Consider the following 23,594-nt stretch of genomic DNA (forward strand, 5'->3'; position numbering starts at 1 on the left):
GGGCCCTCGACGGGCGTAAGGCGGCGCCACGCTAGAACGGGTTTCAGAGCCTTGACCGCCAAGATCGACACCGCCGCGCACGCCGGCAAAGCCCCCGTGAGCGCCCGATGAAGGCGGTCATCCTGTGCGGCGGGCTGGGGACCCGCATCTCCGAGGAAAGCCATCTGAAGCCCAAGCCGATGATCGAGATCGGCGGCCGGCCGATCCTCTGGCACATCATGAAGCTGTTCTCCCACTACGGCTTCAACGAGTTCATCATTTGCCTTGGCTACAAGGGCTACGTGATCAAGGAGTACTTCTCCAACTACGTGCTCCACAACGCCGACTTCACCGTCGACCTGGCCAGCGGGTCGATGGAGTACCACGCCACCAACCACGAGCCCTGGAAGGTGACCCTGGTGGAGACCGGGCCCGACACCATGACCGGCGGGCGGCTGAAGCGGGTGGCCAAGTACCTGACGCCCGGGGAGTCCTTCTTCTTCACCTACGGCGACGGCGTGGCCGATGTGGATCTTGCGGCCCTGGCCGCCTTCCACAAGTCGCACGGCAAGCAGTCGACGGTGACGGCGGTCTCGCCCCCTGGCCGCTATGGCGCGCTCGACATCGTCAATGGCGCGGTGGAGCGGTTCATCGAGAAGCCGCCGGGTGACAATGGCCTGATCAATGGGGGCTTCTTCGTCCTGCAGCCCGAGGTGGTCGGCCGCATCGCCGGGGACGAAGTCCCGTTCGAATCCGCGCCGCTCGAGGGCCTGGCCGCCGACGGCGAGCTGATGGCTTACCGGCACGAGGGCTTCTGGGCGGCCATGGATACTCTGCGCGACAAGAACCAGCTGGAGGCGCTGTGGGCCTCAGGCAAGGCGCCGTGGCACGTCTGGAAATGAGCCGGCCCGATCCCGCCTTCTGGTCGGGCAAGCGCGTCCTGCTCACCGGCCACACCGGCTTCAAGGGCTCATGGGCGGCGATCTGGCTGACCGCGCTTGGGGCAAAGGTCACCGGCCTGGCGCTCGCCCCGGACCAGACTCCCGCCTTGTTCGACCAGGCCGGGGTCGGGAGCCTGATCGAGTCGAAGATCGCCGACCTGCGCGACCAGGCCGCCGTCGAGGCGGCGCTGAAGGGCTGCGACTTCGACCTGGTGCTGCACATGGCCGCCCAGCCGATCGTGCGGGCCTCCATCGAGGACCCCATCACCACCTTCGCCTCGAACGTCATGGGCGTCGCCCATCTGCTGCAGACCCTGCGCGGACAGGCCGCCCTGAAGGCCGTCCTGGTGATCACCTCCGACAAGGTCTACGCCAACGCCGAGACCGGGCGGGCGTTCACCGAGACCGACGCCCTGGGGGGCAAGGACCCCTATTCGGCCTCCAAGGCCGCTGCCGAGATCGTCACCCAGAGCTTCGCCCGCAGCTTCTTCGACAAGGCCGGCGTGCCCGTCGCCACGGCCCGGGGCGGCAACGTCATCGGCGGCGGCGACTATTCCCGTGACCGGATCGTCGCCGACATCGTCCGCGCCGGTCAGGCCCAGGGGGTGACGGTGCTGCGCCATCCTGAAGCGACCCGCCCCTGGCAGCACGTGCTGGACTGCGTGGCCGGCTACCTTGTCTATCTCGAGCGTCTGGCCACCGACCCCGCCGCCCCGCGCGCGTTGAACTTCGGCCCCCGCCCCGGCGGGCCGGAGGTGACGGTGGGCGAGCTGGCCACCACCGCGGTCAAGGCCCTGGGCGCCAAGCCCTGGCGCCACGAACCCGATCCCAACTCCCTGGAAGCCAGGTCCCTGGGCATCGACGCCAGTCTCGCCATGCGCGTGCTGGGCTTCGAGAGCCGCCTCGACGCGCCGGTGGCGGTCGAATGGACCATGGACTGGTATCGGCTACAGGCCGACGGCGGCGACGCGCTCACCCTGTGCCGGGACCAGATCTCGCGTTACGAAGGCCTTTGATGACTGTTCCCACCTGCCGCTTCTGCCGTGCGCCCCTGACCCAGGACTTCATCGACCTGGGGAGCCAGCCGCTGGCCAACAGCTATCTGACGCCGGCCCAGCTCGCCGCCGGAACTGAGAAGTCCTACCCGCTGCACACGCGGGTCTGCGGCAATTGCTTCCTGGTCCAGGCTGACGACCCCGTGGCGGCCGACGACATCTTCGACGAGGGCTACGCCTATTTCTCCGCCTATTCGGCGAGCTGGGTGGCCCACGCCAAGCGCTATGCCGAGGGCATGGCCCGGCGCTTCAACCTGGGGCCGCAGTCCCTGGTGGTGGAGGTGGCCTCCAACGACGGGTATTTGCTGCAGCATTTCAAGGCGATGGGCATCCCGGTGCTCGGGATCGAACCCACCGCCAACACCGCCGAGGTGGCGGTCCATGAGCGTGGCATCCCCACCGAGGTCTCGTTCTTCAACGCCGCCACCGGGCGCGCCCTGAAGGCCCGCGGCATCGCCGCCGACCTGATGGCGGGCAACAACGTGCTGGCCCACGTTCCCGACATCGGCGACTTCGTGGCCGGCTTCCAGTACGTGCTGAAGGCCGAAGGCGTGCTCACCTTCGAGTTCCCGCACCTGCTGAACCTGATCGAGCTGGTGCAGTTCGACACCATCTATCACGAGCACTATTCCTACCTGTCCCTGCTGGCGGTGGAGCGGGTGCTGCGGGCCAATGGCCTGCGGCCCTTCGACGTGGAGCTGCTGCCCACCCATGGCGGATCGCTGCGCCTATTCTGCGCCCATGAGGCCTCCAGCCACCAGGAGACCCAGGCCCTGAAGGACCTTCGCGCCCGCGAGCAGGCGGCGAACCTGGACAATTTGTCGGGCTATCAGGGCTTCACCGCCCGGGCCGAGGCCGTGCGCGCCGACTTCCTGGCCTTCCTGGCCAAGGCGAAGGCGCAGGGCAAGACGGTGGCGGCCTATGGGGCGGCGGCCAAGGGCAACACCTTCCTGAACTATGCCGGCGTGGGGACCGACGACATCGTGGCGGTGTTCGACGCCAACCCGCACAAGCAGGACCACGTCATGCCGGGCAGCCACATCCCGATCTACGCGCCGGCCAAGGTCGACGAGATCCGGCCGGACTACCTGCTGATCCTGCCCTGGAACCTGAAGGACGAGATCATGGGCCAGCTGGCCCACATCGCCGACTGGGGCGGCCGCTTCGTCACCGCCTCGCCGGAGACGAAGGTCATCAGCTGATGCGGTTCGCAGGGACAGCCATCGACGGGGTGACGGTGGTGGATCTCGATCCGTCCTCGGACGAGCGTGGATATTTTGCCCGCCTGCACTGCCCCGACGAGTTCGCCGCGGCCGGCCATCCCTTCGTTCCGGCCCAGACCAGCCTGTCGCGCAACACCGCCGCCTACACCCTGCGCGGCCTGCACTATGAGGCGCCGCCGCGGGCCGAGGTGAAGCTTGTGCGGGCGACGCGGGGGCGGATCTTCGACGTGGCGGTGGATCTGCGCCCCGACAGCCCCACCTATCTGAAATGGACCGGGGCCGAACTGTCGGCCGACAACGGCCGGGCCCTGCTGATCGGGGCGGGCATGGCCCACGGCTTCATCACCCTGGAGCCCGACACCGACGTCCTCTACCAGATCGATCGGATGTTCGAGCCCGGCCACGGCCGTGGGGTGCGCTGGAACGACCCGGCCTTTGGTGTCGACTGGCCAGCCCAGCCGGCGGTCATCTCCGAACGCGACGCCACCTATCCCGACCACGGAGCCTGAGGATGGCCAGGATCCTGCTCACCGGGGCGACATCCTTCACCGGCGTCTGGATCGCCCAGGCCCTGAGCGAGGCCGGGCACCAGGTCATCGCGCCGCTGAAACGGGGGGAGGGCGACTATGACGGCCTGCGCCTGGACCGGATCGCGCGGCTGAAGGCGGTGGCGGAGGTGAGCTTCGCCGCCCCCTTCGGGTCACCCGCCTTCCTCGACCTGTTGAAGGCCGCGGGTCCCCTGGACATCCTGGCCCACCACGCCGCCGACATCCCCGGCTACCGCAACGCCGACTATGACGTGGCCGCCGGCGTGACCCGCAACCTCGGCGGCGCGGGTCCGGTGTTCGAGGCCGCCGCCACGGCGGGCGTGCGCGGGATCATCGTCACGGGCACCGGCTTCGAGGACGCCGCGGGCGGCCTGGCGGTCTCGCCCTATGGCCTGTCGAAGAAGCTCACCAACGACGGCTTCCGCCACCTGGCCCTATGGCGGGGCCTCGCCTTCGGCCGCTTCATGATCAACGGCCCCTTCGGCCCGCTGGAGGAGGGGCGGCTGGTCTGGTCCCTGTTCCAGGCCTGGTTCGCGGGCCGGGCGGGGGTGGTCCGCACCCCGGACTATGTGCGCGACAACATCCCCGTGGTGCTCCTGGCGCGGGCCTATGCCGAGCTGGTGGCGGAGATGCTGCGGACGCCGAAGCTGGACCGGGTCTGCCGTCCGGCCGGCTATGTCGGCGCCCAGGGCGACTTCGCCCTGCGGGTGGCCAGCGAGGCCAGCGCTCGGCTCGGCCGCGAGTGCGCGGTGGAATGCCTGGCCCAGACCGACTTCCCCGAGCCCTATCTGGTGGCCAACACCGAACCGACACTGACCCGGCCCTGGGACGAGACCGGATTCTGGGACGCCTATGTCGACTACTACCGCGAGGTCGAGGCCCGGGGCCTGCTCAACGCGCCGGCCTAGGCCTTGCCGGTGACGGCCTTCTCGATGAGATCGAAGAAGTCGTGGGCGAACTGGGTGGTCTGGCCGATGGGGCTGTTGCGCATCCGCTCCCGCAGGCCGGCCCGCAGCTCGCTGATGCGGTTGGGATCTTCCGCCAGGCTCACCGCCGCGGCGATGTAGCCGTCCACGTCGCGGGCGCAGAGTTCGGGCATGTCGCCGTTCATCAGGCTGGAATAGCTGAGCCGCTCGAACAGGGTCTCCCCCACCAGGGTGACCACCGGCGTGCCCATCCACAGACTTTCGCAGGTGGTGGTGCCGCCGGTCTGGGGGAAGGTGTCCAGGGAGATGTCCATCTGGTTGTAGAAGGGCAGGTGGGCGCCGCGGACCGCCTCGAAGCGCACGCGGTCGGCGCTGACGCCCTCCTGCGCGAACAAGGCCAGCAGGTTGTTGCGGAAGCTGTCCGAGCCGCCCTCGGGGCGCACGAACATGAACTTCGAATTGGGGACCTTGGCGACGATCTTGGCCCAGGTGCGCACCAGGTCGCGGTTGTACTTGTAGGGATTGTTGGCCGTGCCGAAGGTGACATAGCCGTTGCGGGCCACGGGAGCGGGGTTCTCCACCGCCACCCGCTCGTTGAAGGCGCCGGCCGACAGGGCGAACCAACCGTGCGGCAGGACCAGAGGTTTCTCGATCAGCAGGCCGTCATGCTCGGGCAGCATGAAGGGATCGACGATCAGATAGTCGATGGCCTTCAGCCCCGCCGAGTGGGGATAGCCCAGCCAGCTCGCCTGCAGGGGCGCGGGCTTGTAGGCCATCACGGTGAGCTTGTTCATGTGGGTCGATCCGCCCAGCTCGATCAGCATGTCGAGCTGGTCGTCGGCGATCAGTTGGGCGGCGTCGCGGTCGCCGATGTCGGGGTTCCAGCGGAAGCCCTGCACCATGCCGGCGATCCGCTTCTGGGTCGGGTCCTCCTGGCCGGTATAGTAGGAGTAGCAATAGACCTCGAACCGCTCCCGGTCGTAGTGCTCGAAGAGCGGAAGCGAGAAATAGGCCACCGGATGGGACCGGAGGTCGGAGGACATGAAGCCGACGCGGATCTTGCCGTTGGGCTGGCGCGGGGCCGGATGGGTGATCGGCCGCCGGGCGGCGATCTTCTCCACCAGTTCGCCCCAGATGCGGTGCTGATGGACCAGTTCCTTGCGGTCCTCCGAGGTGCGGACCCGGGCCAGGTGCGAGAGCAGGGCGGTGTGGCGGCCGTTGGAGGCCCACAGGCGGCCCAGGTGCTGGAAATCCCCCAGGGCGTCGGCCGCGTCGTAGTCGGCGACGCGGACGAAGATGTCGCTGGCCACCTTCACCGGGCCCGCCCCATCGCCGACCTTGTCGATCACGGGCTTCAGCAGCTGGTAGGCGCGCTCGAGGTTCTGCGCCTCGTCGCCCTGCCGGGTCCTGGAATAGCTCTCGGCCAAGGCGAGCTGGAACTCGGCGTTGTCGGGCTCCAGCTCGTGAGCCTTCTCCAGGTGGGTGTTGGTCCGCACCCGGTCGAAATCGGCCAGGGTCATGCCCAGCTGGTAGTGGATCCAGCCCTGGTCCCCCAGTTCGGTCAGCAGGCTGAGCAGATAGTCCTCGGACTCCTTGTTGCGGCCCGCCCGCCGCAGCATCACCGCCTTGGCCTCACGCATCCTGTGGCTGTCGGCCAGGGCCGCCACGGCCCGGTCGAGCACCGGCAGGGTCTCGGCCGCGCCCTTCACGTCGGCGGTGAGCGAGGTCAGGTCCAGCCAGGCGTCGACATAGTCGGGCTTGAGCTTCACCGCGAGGTTGAAGCGCATCTCGGCCTTGTCGAGGTCGCCGGCGTTCCAGTAGGCGCGGCCCAGGGAGCGCTGGTGCTCGGCGTTGGTGGGTCCCTGGCGCAGGATGCGGGTGAAGACCTCGATCGCCGCCGGACCGTTCTTCATGTCGTTGAAGATGTTCCCACGGTTGATGTGGGCGGTCATGCTCTTGGGGTTGATCTTCACCGCCCGGTCCAGGACCTTCAGGGCCTCGGCGTGGCGGCCCAGGCGGCGCAGGGCGACGCCCAGGATGTTCCAGAGGTCGTAGTCGCGGGGATAGCGGCTGGTGGCGACCTCCGCCCAGTGCTGGGCCTGGTCGTACAGCTTCTGCCGGATCAGCATCGCCGTGAAGTTCTGGTAGACGCGCAGCGGGGCCTCGGGCTCGCGGGTCAGCTCCTCGGCGGTCAGGCGAATGCCTTCGTCCCGATTCCCAGCCTTGAGGGCGGCTTCGGCCGGGGCGAACCGTTCCATCGACATCGCGGCGTCCTGTCACGCGTGAGGGCTCGGGAATCCGAGGCGCCATCGGCCGCGATTGGGGGTTGTGGGGTGCGGGCTCGTCGTCGCGCCCGCGGTTGGCGGCAATCTAGAGTGCGACGGTCGCGGCGCCAACCGGTCAGCGGCTCAGCCGGGCTTTCCGCGGAACCGCCACTTCAGGGCCAGGATCGCCGCCGACAGGGCCAGGCAGACGGTGTTGGAGGCGGCCACCGGCCAGCTTCCGATCAGCACGCCATAGGCCGTCCATAGGATGAAGCCGGTGACGGTCACCACATACATCCGCAGCGAGACCGAGGCGGCGTCCTGCTCGCGCCAGATCTTGGCGATCTGGGGCACGAAGCTGGCCATCGAGCAGAGGGCCGCCAGGACGCCCACGAGATCGGTCAGCGACAGATGGAGAACGGTCATGCGCGGGCCCTCTTCAGCGCCGCAGAAAACGGACGCCCAAGGCGCGGGTTGCCTTTGGCCCACAAGAAAGGGCGCGGGAGGAAAGTCCCGCGCCCAGCAGCCTTCACGAGGGGGGACCTCAGCGGGGCTTGTAGATCTTGTCGAACACACCGCCGTCGGCGAAGTGCACGGCCTGGGCCTTCTTCCAGCCGCCGAAGGTGTCGTCGATGGTGGCGAAGGGGATCTTCGGGAAGTTGGCGGCGTACTTGGCCACCGCCTGCGGATTGCGGGGGCGGTAGAAGTTCTTGCCGATGATGTCCTGGGCCAGAGGGCTGTAGAGGAAGTTCAGATAGCCCTCGGCGACGGTCCGGGTCTTCTTGCGGTCCACCACCTTGTCGACGATGGCCACCGGCGGCTCGGCCAGGATCGAGCTGGATGGATAGACGATGTCGAACTTGTCGCCGAACTCCTCGCCGGCCAGGTGGGCCTCGTTCTCCCAGGACAGCAGGACATTGCCCAGGCCGCGCTGGGCGAAGGTCACGGTGGAGCCGCGGGCCCCGGTGTCGAGCACCGGCACGTTGCGGTAGATCTGCTCGACGAAGGCCTGGGCCTTGGCCGGGTTGCCGCCCGGCGCCCGCAGGGCCGCGGCCCAGGCGGCCAGATAGGCCCAGCGCGCGCCCCCCGAGGTCTTCGGGTTCGGCGTGATGACCTCGATCCCAGGCTTCACCAGGTCGGGCCAGTCGCGGATCTTCCAGGGGTTCCCCTTGCGGACCAGGAAGACGATCGTCGAGTAGTAGGGGCTGGAATTGTTGGGCAGGCGAGATTGCCAGTTGGCCGGCAGCAGCTTGGCCTTGGCGGCGATCTCGTCGATGTCGGAGGCGAGCGCCAGGGTGACGACATCGGCCTGCAGGCCGTCGATCACCGAGCGGGCCTGCTTGCCCGATCCACCGTGGCTCTGGTTGATCACCAGGTCCTGGCCGGTCTTGTCCTTCCAGTACTTGGCGTAGGCGGCGTTGATCTGCTTGTAGAGCTCCCGGGTGGGGTCATAGCTCACGTTCAGCAGGGTGATGGGCTTGGCGCCGGCGGCCAGGGCGGGGCCCGCCACCAGGGCCGGGGCGGCGCCGGCCGCGGACAAGGCGGCGCCGGTCGCCAACACGCCGCGGCGTGTTGGCGTGTTGAGATCACGCATGGATCGAAGTCCTTGGGGTTGGGGCTCGGGCTAGAAGGCCAGTTGCGAGCGCAAGTTGAGGGCGTGGTAGTCCTGGCCGATGGCGAGGCCCGCGGCGTTCTTCCGGTCCACGCTGACGTTGTAGTAGTCGAGCATGAACTTGACGGCGGGGTTGGGGAACCAGTTCACCCCCACCGTCCAGATGTCCTGCTGCCCGCCGCGCACGCGGTCGGCGGCGATGAGGCTGTTCTCCGAATAGTTGAGATCGATGGTGGAGTAGCGGGCGGCCAGCTCCCACGCGCCCCATTGGCCGTTGGCCGGGGCGAAGGGCTTGTCGACGCCGGGCGCGTCGAAGGCCGCGGTGGTGATGTTGTATTTGCGCCGTTCCCCGGTCAGCACCCAGCCGCCCTCGACGTACCAGCCCGTGAAGCTGGGATCCGACGCGCCGAGCGCCGGGTTGCGGCGATCGACGGAGATGTCGAAGTATTCGCCCTGGACGAACAGGTTCTGCTTCTGGGCGGCCAGCTCCAGACCATAGGCCTGGGCGCCCTTGGCGTCGATCTGGCCGGTGTCGATCAGCCGCGTGCCATCGACCCGCAGTTCGGGGCGTTCGCGAAGCTGCAGGGCGTAACGGGTGGCGGCCGCGGCGCCCAGGTCGGTGGGCTGGGCGACGATGCTGGCGTTGGCGCCCACATGCACCAGCCAGTCGAAGCCGTGGAGCGGCGTGCCGGCCAGGCGCAGGGCGTAGCCCTGCTGCTCGTCGAAGATCGGGGCGTTGAAGGCCGTGGCGCCGGAGTTCAGGCTCTGGACCAGGGGGCCGGTGGCGATGGCTGAGGCGAACCAGTGGTCGCCATTGCCGATCACGCCGGCGCCGATGCGGGTGTCGCCGCCGGCCAGGCCGCGGGCGATGTCGGCGGCGGCCGGACGTTCGGGGAACAGCGCCCCGTTGGTGGAGGCCGCGTCCTCCAGCCCGAGCGGCGGGGCGAAGGCGCCGACCCGGAACCGCAGGGGCTTGAGGCCCGAATACTGGACCCACATCTCCTGCACGCGGCCGGAGTCCTCGGCGCCGCTGCCGCCGAAGTCGAAGAGGATGTTGTAGTCGAAGGCGCCGAACACCTTGCCGTCGACCCCGATGCGGGCGCGGCGGAAGTTGGCGCCGCCCGACAGGTCGCGGGCGGTGACGGCGGCCGGCAGCCGGTCCTCCTGGTCGTACTTGGCGGTGTCGAGCTGCATCACCCCGTGCAGGGTGGCCGAGAAGCGGCCGTCGGAGGTGGCGATGGTCGGCTTGCCATTGGCGATGGTGGCCGAGGTGGTGGTGGCGTCGGTGCGCAGGGCCGCGATGCTGGCCCCCGTGGAGACCTTCAGGTCGGCGATCTGCGCCTGCAGCAGGGCGAGCTGTTCCTCCAGCGCCGCGATCTTGGCGTCCGTGGCCGGATCAGCAGCGGCCAGGCCGGGCCAGGCCAGGACGAGGCCCGCGGCCCCCACCAGCAGTTTCGATTTCCAAGCCATTTGGCCTCTAGCCCCTCGTTTGTTGGAGTTTTCCAAAACTCAGGTCCGTAAAGACCCGATAAATCCCATCGGATAAATAGAGATTGATTTGAAGCGACCACAGATTTCCTGACAGGGCCGCCAAGCTTGGGCGGCTGTCATGTCGGTGTCATAAGTCTGGAGCCTGCTCGGATATTGCAGTTTCGGAGATTCGCCTTGTCGCAGACGCCGCCGCGCCGATGGCTCCGGCTCTCGGGCCCGGCGCTGATCACCGGCGGCCTGGGCGTCCTGGCCTTGTTGGTGATCTCCGCCGGAAGAGGCGATCAGAGCGACGCCGCGGCCTGGATGGCCCTGGTGGTGGCGCTTCTGGTCCTGGCGGTCGCCTGGCGGGCCGGGCACCTCGCCCAGGAGGCGACCCAGGCGCCGCAGGTTCCGGCGCGGCCGCCGCACGAGAACGCGCCGCCCTATGTCAGCATCATCAACGCCCTGCCCGACCCGGTGCTGGTGATCGCAGCGCATGAACCCGATGACCTCACGGGGCGGCGCTTCGTGGTGGTCAACGAGGCCGCCCGCGACCTGCTGAGAATTCAGCACGACGCCGGTCTCCTGGTTACGGCGATTCGCGATCCTCAGGTGCTGGAGGCGGTGGACGAGGCCCTGTTCGGCGGCCTCGACAGCCAGGCGATCTACGCCCTGGGCGGGGCCCAGGCCCGGGTGCTGAGGGCCTTCGCCAAGCCGCTCGGCGAGGCGCCCGACGGCTCGCGCCTGGCCCTGCTGGTCCTGCGCGACGAGACCGACATCCGGCGGGCCGAACAGACCCGCGCCGATTTCCTGGCCAACGCCAGCCACGAGCTGCGCACGCCGCTCGCCTCCCTCAGCGGCTTCATCGAGACCCTGCGCGGCCATGCCCGCACCGACGAGGCGGCGCGGGAGCGGTTCCTGACCATCATGTCGACCCAGGCCGAGCGGATGGCGCGCCTGATCGACGACCTGCTCTCGCTCTCCCGGATCGAGCTCAACGAGCACATCGCCCCCCAGGGCGAGACCGACCTGAGCCTGGCGGTGATGGACGTGGTCGACGCCCTGGGGCCACTGGCCCGGGAGCGCGGAGTGACCCTGGCCCCCTGCCTGCCGCCGCGGGGCGAGGTGGTGGTGGCCGGTGACCGCGACCAGATCGTCCAGGTGGTGCAGAACCTGGTGGACAACGCCCTGAAGTACTCCCCCAAGGGCGGGGCGGTGACCATCGCCCTGCAGTCGGCCCTGACCGCCGAGGCCGCCGCGGCTCCCCTGCGGCCCCAGGCCGCGCGCCTGTCCCTGCTCACCCCGGATCATGGGCATGATCTCTATGCTGCTTTGCGGGTGTCCGACTCCGGGGTTGGGCTCAAGCGTGAGCATTTGCCGCGGCTGACGGAGCGGTTCTATCGGGTCGAGGGCCAGAAGAGCGGCGAGCGGTCCGGCACCGGCCTCGGTCTGGCCATCGTCAAGCACATCATGAACCGGCACCGGGGCGGGCTGGCGGTGGAGAGCGTGGAGGGGGAGGGCACGACCTTCAGCGCCTATTTCCCGCTTTCGGCGGCCGCCTTGGCCATGCCGGACCCGCCTATCGAGGGCGCTGTTACAAAACCGTCTTAGAAGTGTCGTAAGCCGACAGCATTGCGCAGGCAGGTTCCGCGCGGCGTCAGGCGGATCTCCGTCGGGCATGTTGTTTAGGCTTTGGAGCCCCGATGCTCACCTGGATCGCCCTGCTGGCGCTCTTCCTGTTCTCCGGCGCGACCTACGCCTTCGGCCGGCGCAAGGCCCAGGCCCTGGTCCGCGGACAGAAGGGCGCTCTCCACTCCCTGCCGGGCTATCATGGGAGCTATGTCGCCCTGTGGGCGGGCCTGCCGGCGGCGCTGGTGGTCCTGGCCGCGGCCATGTTCGGCGGCCGCATGGAGGCCGCCCTGCTGCGGGCCGACATTCCTCCCGCCGTCGCGGCCCTGCAGGGCCAGATGCAGGACGTGTTCTTCGACGACGCCCGCGCCCTGGCCCACGGCGGCCAGGCCAGCGAGACGGCCTATGACGGCGACCTGAAGGTCGCGCTGGAGGCCAAGGCCCAGCAGGCCAAGCGCCTGGAGCAGCTGATCCGTTACGGGGCCCTGGCGGCCGGGGCGGTCCTGGGCCTGGCGGGCCTGGCCCTGGCCTATCCGCGCATCAGCCCCACCTTCCGCGCCCGAAACCGGGTGGAGGGCTGGATCGCGGTGCTGTTCATCGCCTGCGCCGTCACCGCCATCCTGACGACGGTCGGCATTGTCGCCTCCCTGGTCTGGGAGAGCTGGCGCTTCTTCCAGTCGGTGTCGCCCATCGACTTCCTGCTGGGGACCGACTGGGACCCGCAGATCGCCATGCGCAGCGACCAGTACGCCACCAAGGGCGCCTTCGGGGCCGTGCCGCTGTTCGTGGGCACCTTCCTGATCATGCTGATCGCCATGATCGTCGCGGCCCCCATCGGCCTGTTCTCGGCGATCTACCTGTCGGAATACGCCCGGCCCCTGACCCGGGGCGTGGTCAAGCCGCTGCTGGAGATCCTGGCCGGGGTGCCCACCGTGGTCTACGGCTTCTTCGCCGCCCTGACCGTGGGGCCGATCTTCCGCGAGGGCTTCAACAGCCTGGGGCGCCTGATGATCGGCGGCCCCCTGGACGGCCTGGGCCTCTATCTCAGCCAGGTTCAGAACCAGATGGCCCTGGTGGCCGGCGCGGTGATGGGGATCATGCTGATCCCCTTCGTCTCCTCGCTCTCCGACGACATCATGAACGCCGTGCCCCAGTCCCTGCGCGACGGCAGCCTGGCCATGGGCGCCACCCGGTCGGAGACGGTGAAGAAGGTGGTCCTGCCCGCGGCCCTGCCCGGGATCATGGCCGCCATGCTGCTGGCCGTCTCGCGGGCCATCGGCGAGACCATGATCGTCACCATGGCGGCCGGCCTGCAGGCCAAGACCACCCTCAACCCCCTGGACACCGTGACCACGGTGACGGTGCAGATCGTCACCCTGCTGACCGGCGACCAGGAGTTCGACAGCCCCAAGACGCTCTCGGCCTTCGGCCTGGGCCTCACCCTCTTCGTGGTGACCTTCATCCTGAACGTGATCGCCCTGCGCATCGTCCAGAAGTACCGGGAACAGTATGACTGACGCCGCCCTCCCCATCGACAAGGCCGCCTTCCGCCAGGGGCTGGAGGCGCGTCTGAAGAAGCGCTACGCCCAGGAGCGGCGTTTCCGCCTCTATGGCCAACTGGCCATCACCCTGGCGCTGGGCTTCCTGATCCTGCTGGTGGGCCGCATCGCCCTGCAGGGCTATTCCACCTTCATCGACTACCAGATCACCCAGTCGATCTATGTCGATCCGGCCAAGGTCGATCGCAACGACATCGGCGGCGCCAATTTCGACCTGCTGGTGGCCGACCAGATGCTGGCCCGGCTGGGGGAGAAGGACGACGAGTTCGGCGAGACCTCGGGCAAGATGATGGACATCATCTCCAACGACTTCGGCTTCCAGCTGCTGAAGATGGTCAAGGCCGACCCGACCCTGATCGGCAAGACGGTCAAGGTGAGCGGCCCGGTCAAGGCCGACGCCGCCCTCTACTACAAGGGCGAGCTGAAGCGCTCGACGCCCGAGGAGGAGCGCAAGCTCGACAACCGGCAACTGACCTGGCTCGACCGGATGCAGGCCTCCGGGGCGGTGTCCAAGGGCTTCAACTTCGGCTTCCTCACCAAGTCCGACTCCACCGAGCCCGAGCAGGCCGGCGTCCTGGGCGCAGTGGTGGGCTCGGCCATGATGCTCCTGGTGACCGCGGTCCTGGCGGTGCCCATCGGGGTGCTGGCCGCCACCTATCTGGAGGAGTTCGCGCCGAAGACCCGGTGGACCGACCTCATCGAGGTCAACATCAACAACCTGGCCGCCGTGCCCTCCATCGTCTACGGCCTGCTGGGCCTGGCGGTGTTCATCAACTGGCTGCACGTGCCCAGGTCTTCGCCCCTGGTGGGCGGCCTGGTCCTGGCCCTGATGGCCCTGCCGACCGTGATCATCGCCACCCGCTCGGCCCTGAAGGCGGTGCCGCCCTCGATCCGCGAGGCGGCCCTCGGCGTCGGCGCCTCGCGCACCCAGACGGTGTTCCACCACGTCCTGCCGCTGGCCATGCCCGGCGTCATGACCGGCGCGATCCTGTCCCTGGCCCACGCGCTCGGCGAGACCGCGCCCCTGCTGATGATCGGCATGATCTCCTTCGTCCCCGGGGTGCCCGAGGGCTTCACCGGGGCCGCCACCACCCTGCCGGTCCAGGTCTTCATCTGGGAAAACGCCTCGGAGCGCGCCTTCCACGAGCGCACCGCCGCGGCGATCCTGGTCCTCCTCGCCTTCATGATCATCATGAACCTGGCCGCGATCCTGCTTCGCCGCCGCTTCGAACGCCGGTGGTAGTCCGATGATCCCGCGTCAAACCTCAAGGTCCCCCATGCCCAGCCAGCGCGACGACAGCCAGGCCCAAGGCGCCGCGCCGGTCCACATCGCCGTGGACCGCGCCCACGCCGACGGCGCCGCCACGGGCATCAAGATCCGCGCCCGCGACGTCAACGTCTTCTACGGCGACAAGCAGGCCCTGTTCGATGTCTCCCTGGACGTGCCCGAGAAGTCGGTGACCGCCCTGATCGGGCCCTCCGGCTGCGGCAAGTCCACCTTCCTGCGCTGCATCAACCGGATGAACGACACCATCCCCGGGGCCACGGTGCGGGGGCGGATCGAGCTGGACGGCGAGGACGTCAACGACCGCTCCATCGACCCGGTGATCCTGCGCGCCCGGGTCGGCATGGTGTTCCAGAAACCGAACCCCTTCCCCAAGACCATCTTCGAGAACGTCGCCTACGGCGCCCGCATCCACGGCCTGACCAGCAGCAAGGCGGAGTTGGAGGCCCTGGTGGAGACCTCCCTGAAGAAGGCGGGTCTCTGGGGGGAGGTGGCCGACCGGCTGCACCAGCCCGGCACCGGCCTTTCCGGGGGCCAGCAGCAGCGCTTGGTGATCGCCCGCGCCATCGCCGTCTCCCCGGAGGTGATCCTGATGGACGAGCCCTGCTCGGCCCTGGACCCCATCGCCACGGCGCGGATCGAGGAGCTGATCGACGAGCTGCGCAACCAGTACTGCATCGTCATCGTCACCCACTCCATGGCCCAGGCCGCGCGGGTGTCGCAGAAGACCGCCTTCTTCCACCTGGGCAAGCTGGTGGAGGCCGGTCCCACCGGCGAGATCTTCACCAACCCGCGGGACAGCCGCACCCAGGACTACATCACCGGCCGGTTCGGCTAGGGGCACGACATGAACGAGCACATCGTCAAATCCTACGAAGACGAACTGAACACGCTGACCGCCGAATGCGCGCGGATGGGCGGCCTCACCGAGGCCCAGGTGGGCGACAGCATCGAGGCGGTGGTCAAGCGCGACCAGGCCCTGGCCGAGGCCATCGTCGGCCGCGACGAGCGGCTGGACGTGCTGGAGGCCGACATCGAGCGCAAGGCCATCCGCCTGATCGCCCTGCGCCAGCCCATGGCCAACGACCTGCGCAAGACCGTGGCGGCGATGAAGATCGCCATGAACCTGGAGCGCTGCGGGGACCTGGCCAAGAACATCGCCAAGCGCACCCTGGTGCTCACCGAGGCCGAGCCGATGAGCCCGCTGACCCGCTCCATCGAGCGCATGGGCAAGCTGGTCCTGGGCCGGCTGAAGGACGTGCTGGACGCCTATACCGGCTCCGATCTCGATCGGGCCCTGGCCGTCTGGTCCCGCGACGACGAGGTGGACGAGCACTACAACAGCCTGTTCCGCGAGCTGCTGACCTACATGATGGGCGATCCGCGCACGATCACCGCCTGCGCCCACATGCTGTTCGTGGCCAAGAACCTCGAGCGGATCGGCGACCACGCCACCAACATCGCCGAGATCATCCACTACGAGATCACCGGCGCCGAGACCATCGGCTCGGCCCGGCCCAAGACCGACGACCTGCTGCGGGACGCCTGATCATGATTCCCAACATCCTGGTGGTCGAGGACGAGGACGCCCTGTCCACCCTGCTGCAATACAACCTCGAGAAGGAAGGCTACGACGTGGTCGTGGCCGCCGACGGCGAGGAGGCCCTGACCGTGGTCAGCGAGCGCCTGCCCGACCTGATCGTGCTGGACTGGATGCTGCCCAAGGTCTCCGGCATCGAGGTCTGTCGCCGCCTGCGCCAGCGCACCGAGAGCCGCAATGTGCCGATCATCATGCTGACGGCCCGCGGCGAGGAGAGCGACCGCATCCGCGGCCTCGACACCGGCGCCGACGACTATGTCATCAAGCCCTTCGCCATGAGCGAGCTGTCGGCCCGCATCCGTGCGGTGCTGCGCCGCATCCGGCCGGGCCTGGCCGAGGATCGGGTCCATATCGGCGACCTGGTGATCGACCGCGTCGCCCACCGGGTGAAGCGCGCCGGGTCCGAGGTCCACCTGGGCCCCACCGAGTTCCGGCTTCTGGACTACCTGATGCAGCACCCCGGCCGGGTCTTCTCCCGCGAGCAGTTGCTGGACGCCGTCTGGGGCTCCGACGTCTATGTCGAGGCCCGCACGGTGGACGTCCACATCGGCCGTCTGCGCAAGGCCCTGAACCGCCAGGAGAGCGAGGCCGATCCGATCCGCACCGTGCGCTCGGCGGGTTATTCCCTGGACATGGACGCCTAGTCCCGGGTCAGACGGGCGTCCTCAGACGCCCGTCGCCTCGGCGTGCAGTTCCATCAGGTGCTCCACCTCGGCCCGTGATCCCAGCATCACCGAGATGCGCTGGTGCAGGGAGGTGACCTCGGCGTCGAGGATGTGGCCCTGGCCGTCGAAGGCCGCGCCCCCGGCCTGCTCCACCAGCATGGACATGGGGTTGGCCTCGTACATCAGCCGCAGCTTGCCGGCGCGATCGGGCTCGCGAGCGTCCCACGGATAGAGGAACACCCCGCCGCGCACCATGATGCGGTGGACGTCGGCCACCATCGAGGCGATCCAGCGCATGTTGAAGTTCTTGCCTCGCGGCCCATCTTCGCCGGCCAGGCACGCCTCGACATAGCCGCGCACCGGCGGGGCCCAGTGGCGCAGGTTCGAGGCGTTGATGGCGTATTCCTTGGTCTCGTGCGGAATGGTGATCGCGTGCGCCGTGGGGACCCACTCGTCGTTGAGCGGATCCAGGGTGAAGGCGTGGACGCCGTTCCCCAGGCTCAGGACCAGGGTGGTCTGGGGCCCATAGACCACGTAGCCGGCGGCCACCTGGTTGCGGCCGCTCTGCATGAAGTCGGCGGTGGCCGCCGGCCTCGGGCTGTCGGCGCGCGGGGCCGGCAGGATCGAGAAGATGGTGCCGATGGAGACGTTGACGTCGATATTGCTCGACCCGTCCAGGGGATCGAACAGCAGCAGATAGCCCCCCTCGGAGCCGACCTCGCGCACCGGATAGATGTCGTCCATCTCCTCCGAGGCCATGGCCACGAGGCCGGGGGCCTCGGCGCAGCGCTGCAGCAGGATCTCGTTGGAGATGACGTCCAGCTTCTTCTGCACCTCGCCCTGGACGTTCTGGCTCTCCAGGGCGCCCAGGATCTCGCCGGCCGCGCCGCGGCGCACCAGGGCGCTGATCTGGCCGCAGGCCTCCACCACCGAGGCGATCAAGGCGGTCAGGCGCGGGTCGGCCGCGTCGCGGGCGAGAAAATCATCAAGCTTGATCAAGACCGATCATCCTCCGAATTCGCCCTGTCCGGGCTTGAGGCCCGTAAGACCACAAGGGCGGGAGGGACGACAACCCCATCCTCGCCCCTGGCGCCCATGGCAGGGACCGGCTGGTGGCTTGACCGACCGGGCCTGACGGGCGAAAGCGCGGTCCATGAACATCCTCCTCGTCGGTTCGGGCGGGCGCGAACACGCCCTGGCCTGGAAGATCGCGGCCTCGCCGCTGTGTTCGCGCCTGGTGATCGCTCCGGGCAATCCCGGCATGGCGTCCCTGGGTGAACTGCGGCCCCTCAAGGCGACGGATGTCGCGGGACTTGTGGCCCTCGCCCAGGAGATCGCCGCCGACCTGGTGGTGATCGGACCCGAAACCGCCGTCGAGGCGGGCTTGGCCGACGCCTTGGCCCGGCTCGCCATCCCCTGCTTCGGCCCCGTCGCCCAGGCCGGCCAGCTGGAGACTTCCAAGGCCTTCACCAAGGCCTTCACCGACCGCCACGGCCTGCCGACCTCGGCCTATGCCGTCTATGAGGACGCCGCCCAGGCCAAGGCCGGGCTGGCGGCCTTCAAGCCCCCTTACGTGATCAAGGCCGACGGCCTGGCGGCCGGCAAGGGCGTGGTGATCGCCCCGGACCTGGCCACCGCCGAGGCCGCCATCGATGACGCCATCGGCGGCCGGTTCGGCGCCGCCGGCGCCCGGGTGGTGATCGAGGAGTTCCTGGAGGGTGAGATCGGTTCGCTGTTCGCCCTGTGCGACGGCAAGACCGCCATGGTGTTCGGCCAGGCCCAGGACCACAAGCGCGCCTATGACGGCGAGCAGGGCCCCAATACCGGCGGCATGGGCACCTACTCGCCCGCCCCGGTCTTCACGCCCGACCTGATCGACGAGACCCGCGAGCGCCTGGCCGAGCGCGCCTTCGACGGCATCGCCGACGAGGGGGCGCCCTATCAGGGCGTGCTGTTCGTGGAGCTGATGGCCACCCGGGACGGTCCCAAGCTGGTGGAGTTCAACGTCCGCTTCGGTGACCCGGAATGCCAGGTGCTGATGCTGCGGCTGGAGAGCGACCTCGTCCCCTACCTGCTGGCCTGCGCCACCGGGACGCTGGCCCAGCTGCCGCCGCCGGTCTGGCGCGACGAGGCCGCCATCTGCGTGGTGATCGCCGCCGAGGGCTATCCCGACGCGCCCAAGACCGGGGCCGCGATCACCGGCGCCGAGCAGGACTTCGGTCCCGATGTCGTCGTCTTCCACGCCGGTACGAGCCGCGATTCCGACGGAACCCTGCGGGCCAGCGGCGGCCGGGTGCTCAATGTCTGCGCCCGCGCCCCCACCCTCAGAGAAGCCCGCGACAAGGCCTATGCGGCGGTGGCGAGGATCGATCTGCCCGGCGGCTTCCACCGCAGCGACATCGGCTGGCGGGTGCTCGGCAAGTCGGCCTAAGTTTTCGAAGTTCTGGTACGCAGATCGCCTCTTGCCTTGCCGTGAGGGCAGGGGGGTCGATATGGTGTTTTCAAACACGCGTAAGAGAACAAGGGGAACGCTCATGGCCGAAGCAGACGAGCAGGTTCGCGAGCAGCTCAACACCGGCACCAAGGAGGTGGCCGAGAGCCACCGGTTCGACGAGGCCGCCCTGGCCGCCTGGATGGAGGCCAATGTCGACGGCTATGCCGGTCCCTTGGAGGTGCGCCAGTTCAAGGGCGGCCAGTCCAACCCGACCTATCAGCTGGTCACCCCCAACAAGAAATATGTCCTGCGCCGCAAGCCGCCGGGCAAGCTGCTGCCCTCGGCCCACGCGGTGGACCGCGAGTACAAGGTGATCACCGCCCTGCACACCACCGGCTTCCCGGTGGCCAAGTCCTGGGGCCTCTGCACCGACGACAGCGTCATCGGCACCATGTTCTACGTGATGGACATGGTGGAGGGCCGCATCCTCTGGGACCAGAGCCTGCCGCAGTACGAGCCGGCCGAGCGCCACGCCATCTACATGGCCAAGCTCAAGACCCTGGCCGACCTGCACAACACCGACTACGAGGCCATCGGCCTGGGCGACTACGGCCGGCCCGGCAACTATATGGGCCGTCAGGTCGACCGCTGGACCAAGCAGTACAAGGCCAGCGAGACCGAGCACATCGAGGAGATGGAGCGGCTGATCACATGGCTGCCCCAGAGCCTGCCGGAGCAGGAGCGCACCTCCATCGTCCATGGCGACTACCGCCTCGACAACATGGTGCTGCACGCCACCGAGCCGCGGGTCGTCGCCGTGCTGGACTGGGAGCTCTCGACCCTGGGCGAGCCGCTCGCCGACTTCACCTACCTGCTGATGAACTGGGTCAATGGCGGCATCTCGGCCATCCCGGACCTCAAGGCGCACGGCATCCCGACCCTCGACGAGTACGTCGCCGAATACTGCCGACTGACCAACCGGGAGGCCCTGCACGACCTCAACTGGTTCTTCTCCTACAACATGTTCCGGCTGGCCGGGATCTGTCAGGGGATCGTGGGCCGCGCCCGCGACGGCACGGCCAACAGCCCGCAGGCCGCCGCCATGGCCCTGCGCGTGCCGCAGCTGGCCAAGGCCAGCTGGACCTACGCCCAGAAGGCCGGCGCTAAGGCCTGAGCGCCCGGTCGAGCAACGCCTCCAGCGCGGCCTCGTCCTCGAACACCGCCTGGACCGGCCAGGAGGTGATCCGCGTCCGCCAGTCGGCCGGCAGGCGGGCCCAGTCCTTCTCGGTGGTCACCAGACCCGCGCCGAAGGTCGCCGCCCGCTCGGCCAGGCGGCGCAGGGTGGCCTCGTCATAGGCCATGTGGTCGGGGAAGGGCGCGAAGTCCTTCAGGTCGCAGCCGGCGGCCTGCAGGGACCGCTCCACCTTCCAGGGCTTGCCGACCCCGGCGAACCCCACCTGCGGGCCTGACGGCGGCGGGGCGAGGGGCGCCAGGCGGGCGATCAGGACCGGCTTTCCGGGGAACATCGCCACCAGTTCGGGATCGGGCGCCTCCAGGTCGGACGGCAGCATCAGGATCACCGCGTCGGCCCGGGCCAGGCCCACGGCCAGGGGCTCGCGCAGGGGGCCGGCGGGAAAGACCGCCCCGTCCCCCAGGGGCCATTCGTTGTTGCGGGTCTCGCCGTCCACCACCACCAGGGACAGGGATTTCTTCACCGAGGGGTTCTGGTGGCCATCGTCCATCACCAGGGCCTGGGCGCCGGCCCAGGCGGCGGCCAGGGCCCCCTTGGCCCGATCGCGGGAGATCCAGATCGGCGCGTCGGCCGCCAGCATCAGCGGCTCGTCCCCCACCTCGGCGGCGCTGTGCGTGGCCGGGTCCACCTGGACCGGACCCTCCAGGGAGCCGCCATAGCCCCGCGACAGGCCCTGGGCCTCCACATGCCGCGCCCGCAGGCGCTTCAGCAGCTCGCGCACCACCGGGGTCTTGCCCGTCCCGCCCGCGGTGAGGTTGCCGACGCAGATCACCGGCACGCCGGGATCGAGGGGAACGGTCCGCGCGATCCGCCGCGCCGTCACCGCCGCCCAGATCCAGGCGGCGGGCTTGAGCAGGGTGCGGGCCACCGGCGCCGGGGCGCCGTCGCGGACGTACCACCATCGGGGCGTGGGCAGCTTCATGCGGGCAGCAGGGGTTCGAGCAGGGTCAGGGCCCGGTCCAGGGCGCCTTCCTGGCTCTCGGCATAGGCCAGGGCCGCCTCGCCCATGCGCCGGCCGATGTGGGGATGGTCGGCCAGGCCCCTCAGGTGACGGGCCAGGGTGGCGCTGTCCGGCGCCTCGATGGCCGCGGCCAGGGCCAGGAGATCGGCATAGAGGGCGGTGGCGTTGAAGGCGTGGGGGCCGGTGAGGATCGGCCGCGCCAGCCGCGCCGGTTCCAGGGGATTGTGCCCGCCGATCCCGGGCAGGAAGGCGCCGCCCATCACCACCACGTCGGCCAGGCTGTAGAGCAGGCCCATCTCGCCCAGGGTGTCGGCGACATAGGCGGTGGTCGCCGCCGTGGGCGCCTCGCCCACCGCCCGCCGGGCCACCTGGAAGCCGGCGCCCCGCAGCAGGGCCGCCACGGCCTCGCCCCTGGCGGGATGGCGCGGGGCGATCACCAACAGGCTGTCGGTCAGGGCCGCCTCGCGGACGGCGGCGATGACGATCTCGTCCTCGCCGGGATGGGTGTTGGCGGCGAGTACGATCCGGCGGCCGCCCGCCGAGGCCTTCAGCCGCGCCAGCTCGGCGGCGTCGCAGGGCAGGGGATCGCCCACCGTCTTCAGGTTCAGCAGCGGCCCGGTGCGGGCCCCCAGGACCTTGAGCCGCGCGGCCGTCTCCGCCTCCTGCGGCAGGATCAGGTCGAAGGCGCCCAGCAGGGCGGTGGCCGCGCCGCGCAGGCGGGCCCAGCCGTCGGCGCTGCCCTGGGTCATTCGCGCCGAGACCAGGGCCAGCTTCACCCCCCGGCCGCGGGCGCCGAGGATCAGGTTGGGCCAGAGCTCGCTCTCCACCAGGATCCCGAGGCTTGGCCGCCAGTGATCGAGGAAACGGGCCACGGCGCCGGGCGCGTCCACGGGCGCGTACTGGTGGATCACCCCCTTCGGCAGGCGTTTGGCCAGCAGCTCGGCCGAGGTCCGGGTTCCGGAGGTCACCAGCAGGGTCAGGCGCGGCCGCGCGGCCAGGGCCTCCACCAGGGGTAGGAGCGACATGGTCTCGCCGACGCTCACCCCATGGAGCCAGACCAGGGGACCGTCGGGGCGGGGAAGGCCGGAGCGCCCGAGCCGCTCCTCCAGGCGGGCCGCGTCCTCCTTGCCCGCCTTGACCCGCCGCCGCAGCAGGGGCCGGGCGCAGGGTTCCAGGAGGCCTAGGGCGGCGGCGTAGAGGGCGAGGGAGAGCGGGCGTCTCACACGGCTTCCGCGGGCGAGAGGCGGCAGACCTCCGCCCCGCCGGTCTCCACCTGCAGGGTGCAGTGGCCGATGTTGAACCGCTTGGCCAGGCCCTCGCAGGCGGTGTGCAGGAAGGCGTCGCAGTCGGGATTGGCCGGCCGGGTCAGGTGGGCCGTCATCGCCGTCTCGGTGGTGCTCATGGCCCAGACGTGCAGGTCGTGGACGTCGGTGACGCCGGGCAGGGCCGTCAGCCAGGACCGCACCTCGCCCACGTCGATCCCCTTGGGGGCGGCGTCGAGGGCCAGGTTCACCGAATCCTTCAGCAGGCCCCAGGTGCCCAGCACGATCACCACGGCGATGCCCAGGCTGAGCGCCGGGTCGATCCAGCCGAGGCCGGTCAGGGCCATGACGCCCGCGCCCACCACCACCGCCAGGCTGACGGCGGCGTCGCTGGCCATGTGCAGGAAGGCGCCGCGGACGTTCAGGTCGTCGTGGCCGCGCATGAACATCAGGGCCGTGGCGGTGTTGATCACCACCCCGATGGCCGCGACGATCATCACCGGCAGGGTGGCGACGTCGGCGGGTTCGGCGAAGCGGCGCACCGCCTCGGTCCCGATGACGCCTACCGCCACCAGCAGCAGGACGGCGTTGGCCAGGGAGGCCAGGATCGTGCCCTTGCGCAGGCCGTAGGTCCGCCGGACGCTGGGCGCCCGCCGGGCCAGGATGGTGGCGCCCCAGGCCAGCAGCAGGCTGAGCACGTCCGACAGGTTGTGGCCGGCGTCAGCCAGCAGGGCCAGGGATCCCGACCACAGGCCGGCCCCCACCTCCGCCAGGACGAAGCCGAAGTTCAGCGCCACCCCGACGGCGAAGGCGCGGCCGAAGTCCTTCGGCGCGTGGCTGTGGCCATGATCGTGCGCATGGCCGTGGGCGCCATGATCGTGGTGGTGATCATGGTCGTGGTGGGAGTGATCGTGGTGATCGTGGGCCAT

21 protein-coding genes are annotated in these 23,594 nt (G+C 69.5%); 13 read left to right on the plus strand and 8 right to left on the minus strand.

The features are described 5' to 3' along the window. Window positions 1–107 precede the first annotated feature (107 nt). The 5 genes from rfbF to AC1RN5_RS13485 are packed head-to-tail and all read left to right on the plus strand — an operon-like array spanning window position 108 to window position 4,654. Complete coding sequence (gene rfbF, locus AC1RN5_RS13465) at window positions 108–881, plus strand: glucose-1-phosphate cytidylyltransferase (RefSeq protein WP_493041670.1); 774 nt, start codon at window positions 108–110, stop codon at window positions 879–881. After that, entirely contained in the window at window positions 863–1,936 is a 1,074-nt protein-coding gene (rfbG, locus tag AC1RN5_RS13470; protein WP_493041671.1) for a CDP-glucose 4,6-dehydratase, read from the plus strand. Before rfbF ends, rfbG begins: the two co-directional genes overlap by 19 nt. Then, on the plus strand, window positions 1,936–3,177 hold the full coding sequence (locus AC1RN5_RS13475) for a methyltransferase domain-containing protein (RefSeq protein WP_493041672.1): 1,242 nt from the start codon (window positions 1,936–1,938) through the stop codon (window positions 3,175–3,177). The genes rfbG and AC1RN5_RS13475 overlap by 1 nt, the downstream gene beginning before the upstream one ends. Then, entirely contained in the window at window positions 3,177–3,707 is a 531-nt protein-coding gene (locus tag AC1RN5_RS13480; RefSeq protein ID WP_493041673.1) for a dTDP-4-dehydrorhamnose 3,5-epimerase family protein, read from the plus strand. Before AC1RN5_RS13475 ends, AC1RN5_RS13480 begins: the two co-directional genes overlap by 1 nt. Before the next feature lie 2 nt (window positions 3,708–3,709). After that, window positions 3,710–4,654, plus strand: a complete 945-nt coding sequence (locus tag AC1RN5_RS13485; RefSeq protein WP_493041674.1) for an NAD-dependent epimerase/dehydratase family protein — start codon at window positions 3,710–3,712, stop codon at window positions 4,652–4,654. Here AC1RN5_RS13485 and AC1RN5_RS13490 read toward each other — a convergent pair. The 4 genes from AC1RN5_RS13490 to AC1RN5_RS13505 form a co-directional block, all read right to left on the minus strand. Beyond that, window positions 4,651–6,936: an O-linked N-acetylglucosamine transferase, SPINDLY family protein gene (locus tag AC1RN5_RS13490; RefSeq protein ID WP_493041675.1), complete on the minus strand. Its 2,286-nt coding sequence runs from the start codon at window positions 6,934–6,936 to the stop codon at window positions 4,651–4,653. The two genes, AC1RN5_RS13485 and AC1RN5_RS13490, sit on opposite strands and share 4 nt — an antisense overlap. A gap of 144 nt (window positions 6,937–7,080) precedes the next feature. Continuing rightward, window positions 7,081–7,362 (minus strand): SemiSWEET family sugar transporter, encoded by a 282-nt coding sequence (locus tag AC1RN5_RS13495; protein ID WP_493041676.1) that lies wholly within the window; start codon window positions 7,360–7,362, stop codon window positions 7,081–7,083. A 118-nt stretch (window positions 7,363–7,480) separates the two neighbouring features. After that, the gene (locus AC1RN5_RS13500; protein ID WP_493041677.1) at window positions 7,481–8,530 is read right to left on the minus strand and encodes a sulfate ABC transporter substrate-binding protein; all 1,050 of its coding nucleotides are present in this window, start codon (window positions 8,528–8,530) and stop codon (window positions 7,481–7,483) included. A gap of 30 nt (window positions 8,531–8,560) precedes the next feature. Next, complete coding sequence (locus AC1RN5_RS13505) at window positions 8,561–10,018, minus strand: OprO/OprP family phosphate-selective porin (protein ID WP_493041678.1); 1,458 nt, start codon at window positions 10,016–10,018, stop codon at window positions 8,561–8,563. Between the two features lie 195 nt (window positions 10,019–10,213). Between AC1RN5_RS13505 and AC1RN5_RS13510 the strand changes: the two genes are divergently transcribed. The 6 genes from AC1RN5_RS13510 (at window position 10,214) to phoB (ending at window position 16,735) form a co-directional block, all read left to right on the plus strand. Beyond that, window positions 10,214–11,629 carry an ATP-binding protein gene (locus AC1RN5_RS13510; protein ID WP_493041679.1) on the plus strand — a complete coding sequence of 472 codons (1,416 nt, stop codon included), beginning with the start codon at window positions 10,214–10,216 and terminating at the stop codon, window positions 11,627–11,629. A gap of 92 nt (window positions 11,630–11,721) precedes the next feature. Then, window positions 11,722–13,164 carry a phosphate ABC transporter permease subunit PstC gene (gene pstC / locus AC1RN5_RS13515; RefSeq protein ID WP_493041680.1) on the plus strand — a complete coding sequence of 481 codons (1,443 nt, stop codon included), beginning with the start codon at window positions 11,722–11,724 and terminating at the stop codon, window positions 13,162–13,164. Continuing rightward, window positions 13,157–14,449 (plus strand): phosphate ABC transporter permease PstA, encoded by a 1,293-nt coding sequence (pstA, locus tag AC1RN5_RS13520; protein WP_493041681.1) that lies wholly within the window; start codon window positions 13,157–13,159, stop codon window positions 14,447–14,449. The genes pstC and pstA overlap by 8 nt, the downstream gene beginning before the upstream one ends. A gap of 34 nt (window positions 14,450–14,483) precedes the next feature. Next, complete coding sequence (gene pstB / locus AC1RN5_RS13525) at window positions 14,484–15,329, plus strand: phosphate ABC transporter ATP-binding protein PstB (protein WP_421934552.1); 846 nt, start codon at window positions 14,484–14,486, stop codon at window positions 15,327–15,329. Window positions 15,330–15,338: 9 nt separating this feature from the next. After that, window positions 15,339–16,040 carry a phosphate signaling complex protein PhoU gene (gene phoU, locus AC1RN5_RS13530; RefSeq protein ID WP_304701434.1) on the plus strand — a complete coding sequence of 234 codons (702 nt, stop codon included), beginning with the start codon at window positions 15,339–15,341 and terminating at the stop codon, window positions 16,038–16,040. Window positions 16,041–16,042: 2 nt separating this feature from the next. Beyond that, entirely contained in the window at window positions 16,043–16,735 is a 693-nt protein-coding gene (phoB, locus tag AC1RN5_RS13535; protein ID WP_493041682.1) for a phosphate regulon transcriptional regulator PhoB, read from the plus strand. Between the two features lie 21 nt (window positions 16,736–16,756). On the opposite strand, the gene AC1RN5_RS13540 is transcribed toward phoB, so the two are convergent. Further along, the gene (locus tag AC1RN5_RS13540) at window positions 16,757–17,755 is read right to left on the minus strand and encodes a class 1 fructose-bisphosphatase (protein WP_493041683.1); all 999 of its coding nucleotides are present in this window, start codon (window positions 17,753–17,755) and stop codon (window positions 16,757–16,759) included. A gap of 154 nt (window positions 17,756–17,909) precedes the next feature. Here AC1RN5_RS13540 and purD point away from each other — a divergent pair, with 154 nt between their 5' ends. Both purD and AC1RN5_RS13550 read left to right on the plus strand, forming a co-directional pair. Continuing rightward, on the plus strand, window positions 17,910–19,187 hold the full coding sequence (gene purD / locus AC1RN5_RS13545) for a phosphoribosylamine--glycine ligase (RefSeq protein WP_493041684.1): 1,278 nt from the start codon (window positions 17,910–17,912) through the stop codon (window positions 19,185–19,187). Between the two features lie 103 nt (window positions 19,188–19,290). Next, window positions 19,291–20,364: a phosphotransferase gene (locus AC1RN5_RS13550; RefSeq protein ID WP_493041685.1), complete on the plus strand. Its 1,074-nt coding sequence runs from the start codon at window positions 19,291–19,293 to the stop codon at window positions 20,362–20,364. Here the strand turns inward: AC1RN5_RS13550 and lpxK are convergent. From lpxK to AC1RN5_RS13565, 3 genes are read right to left on the minus strand one after another with little or no spacing between them, the layout of a single operon-like run. Beyond that, the gene (gene lpxK / locus AC1RN5_RS13555; RefSeq protein ID WP_493041686.1) at window positions 20,354–21,364 is read right to left on the minus strand and encodes a tetraacyldisaccharide 4'-kinase; all 1,011 of its coding nucleotides are present in this window, start codon (window positions 21,362–21,364) and stop codon (window positions 20,354–20,356) included. The two genes, AC1RN5_RS13550 and lpxK, sit on opposite strands and share 11 nt — an antisense overlap. Beyond that, window positions 21,361–22,626: a 3-deoxy-D-manno-octulosonic acid transferase gene (locus tag AC1RN5_RS13560; RefSeq protein ID WP_493041687.1), complete on the minus strand. Its 1,266-nt coding sequence runs from the start codon at window positions 22,624–22,626 to the stop codon at window positions 21,361–21,363. The genes lpxK and AC1RN5_RS13560 overlap by 4 nt, the downstream gene beginning before the upstream one ends. Further along, window positions 22,623–23,594, minus strand: coding sequence for a cation diffusion facilitator family transporter (locus tag AC1RN5_RS13565; RefSeq protein ID WP_493041688.1), 972 nt, complete (start codon window positions 23,592–23,594; stop codon window positions 22,623–22,625). Before AC1RN5_RS13565 ends, AC1RN5_RS13560 begins: the two co-directional genes overlap by 4 nt.

Source organism: Phenylobacterium sp. GW821-FHT12F10, assembly GCF_058806695.1.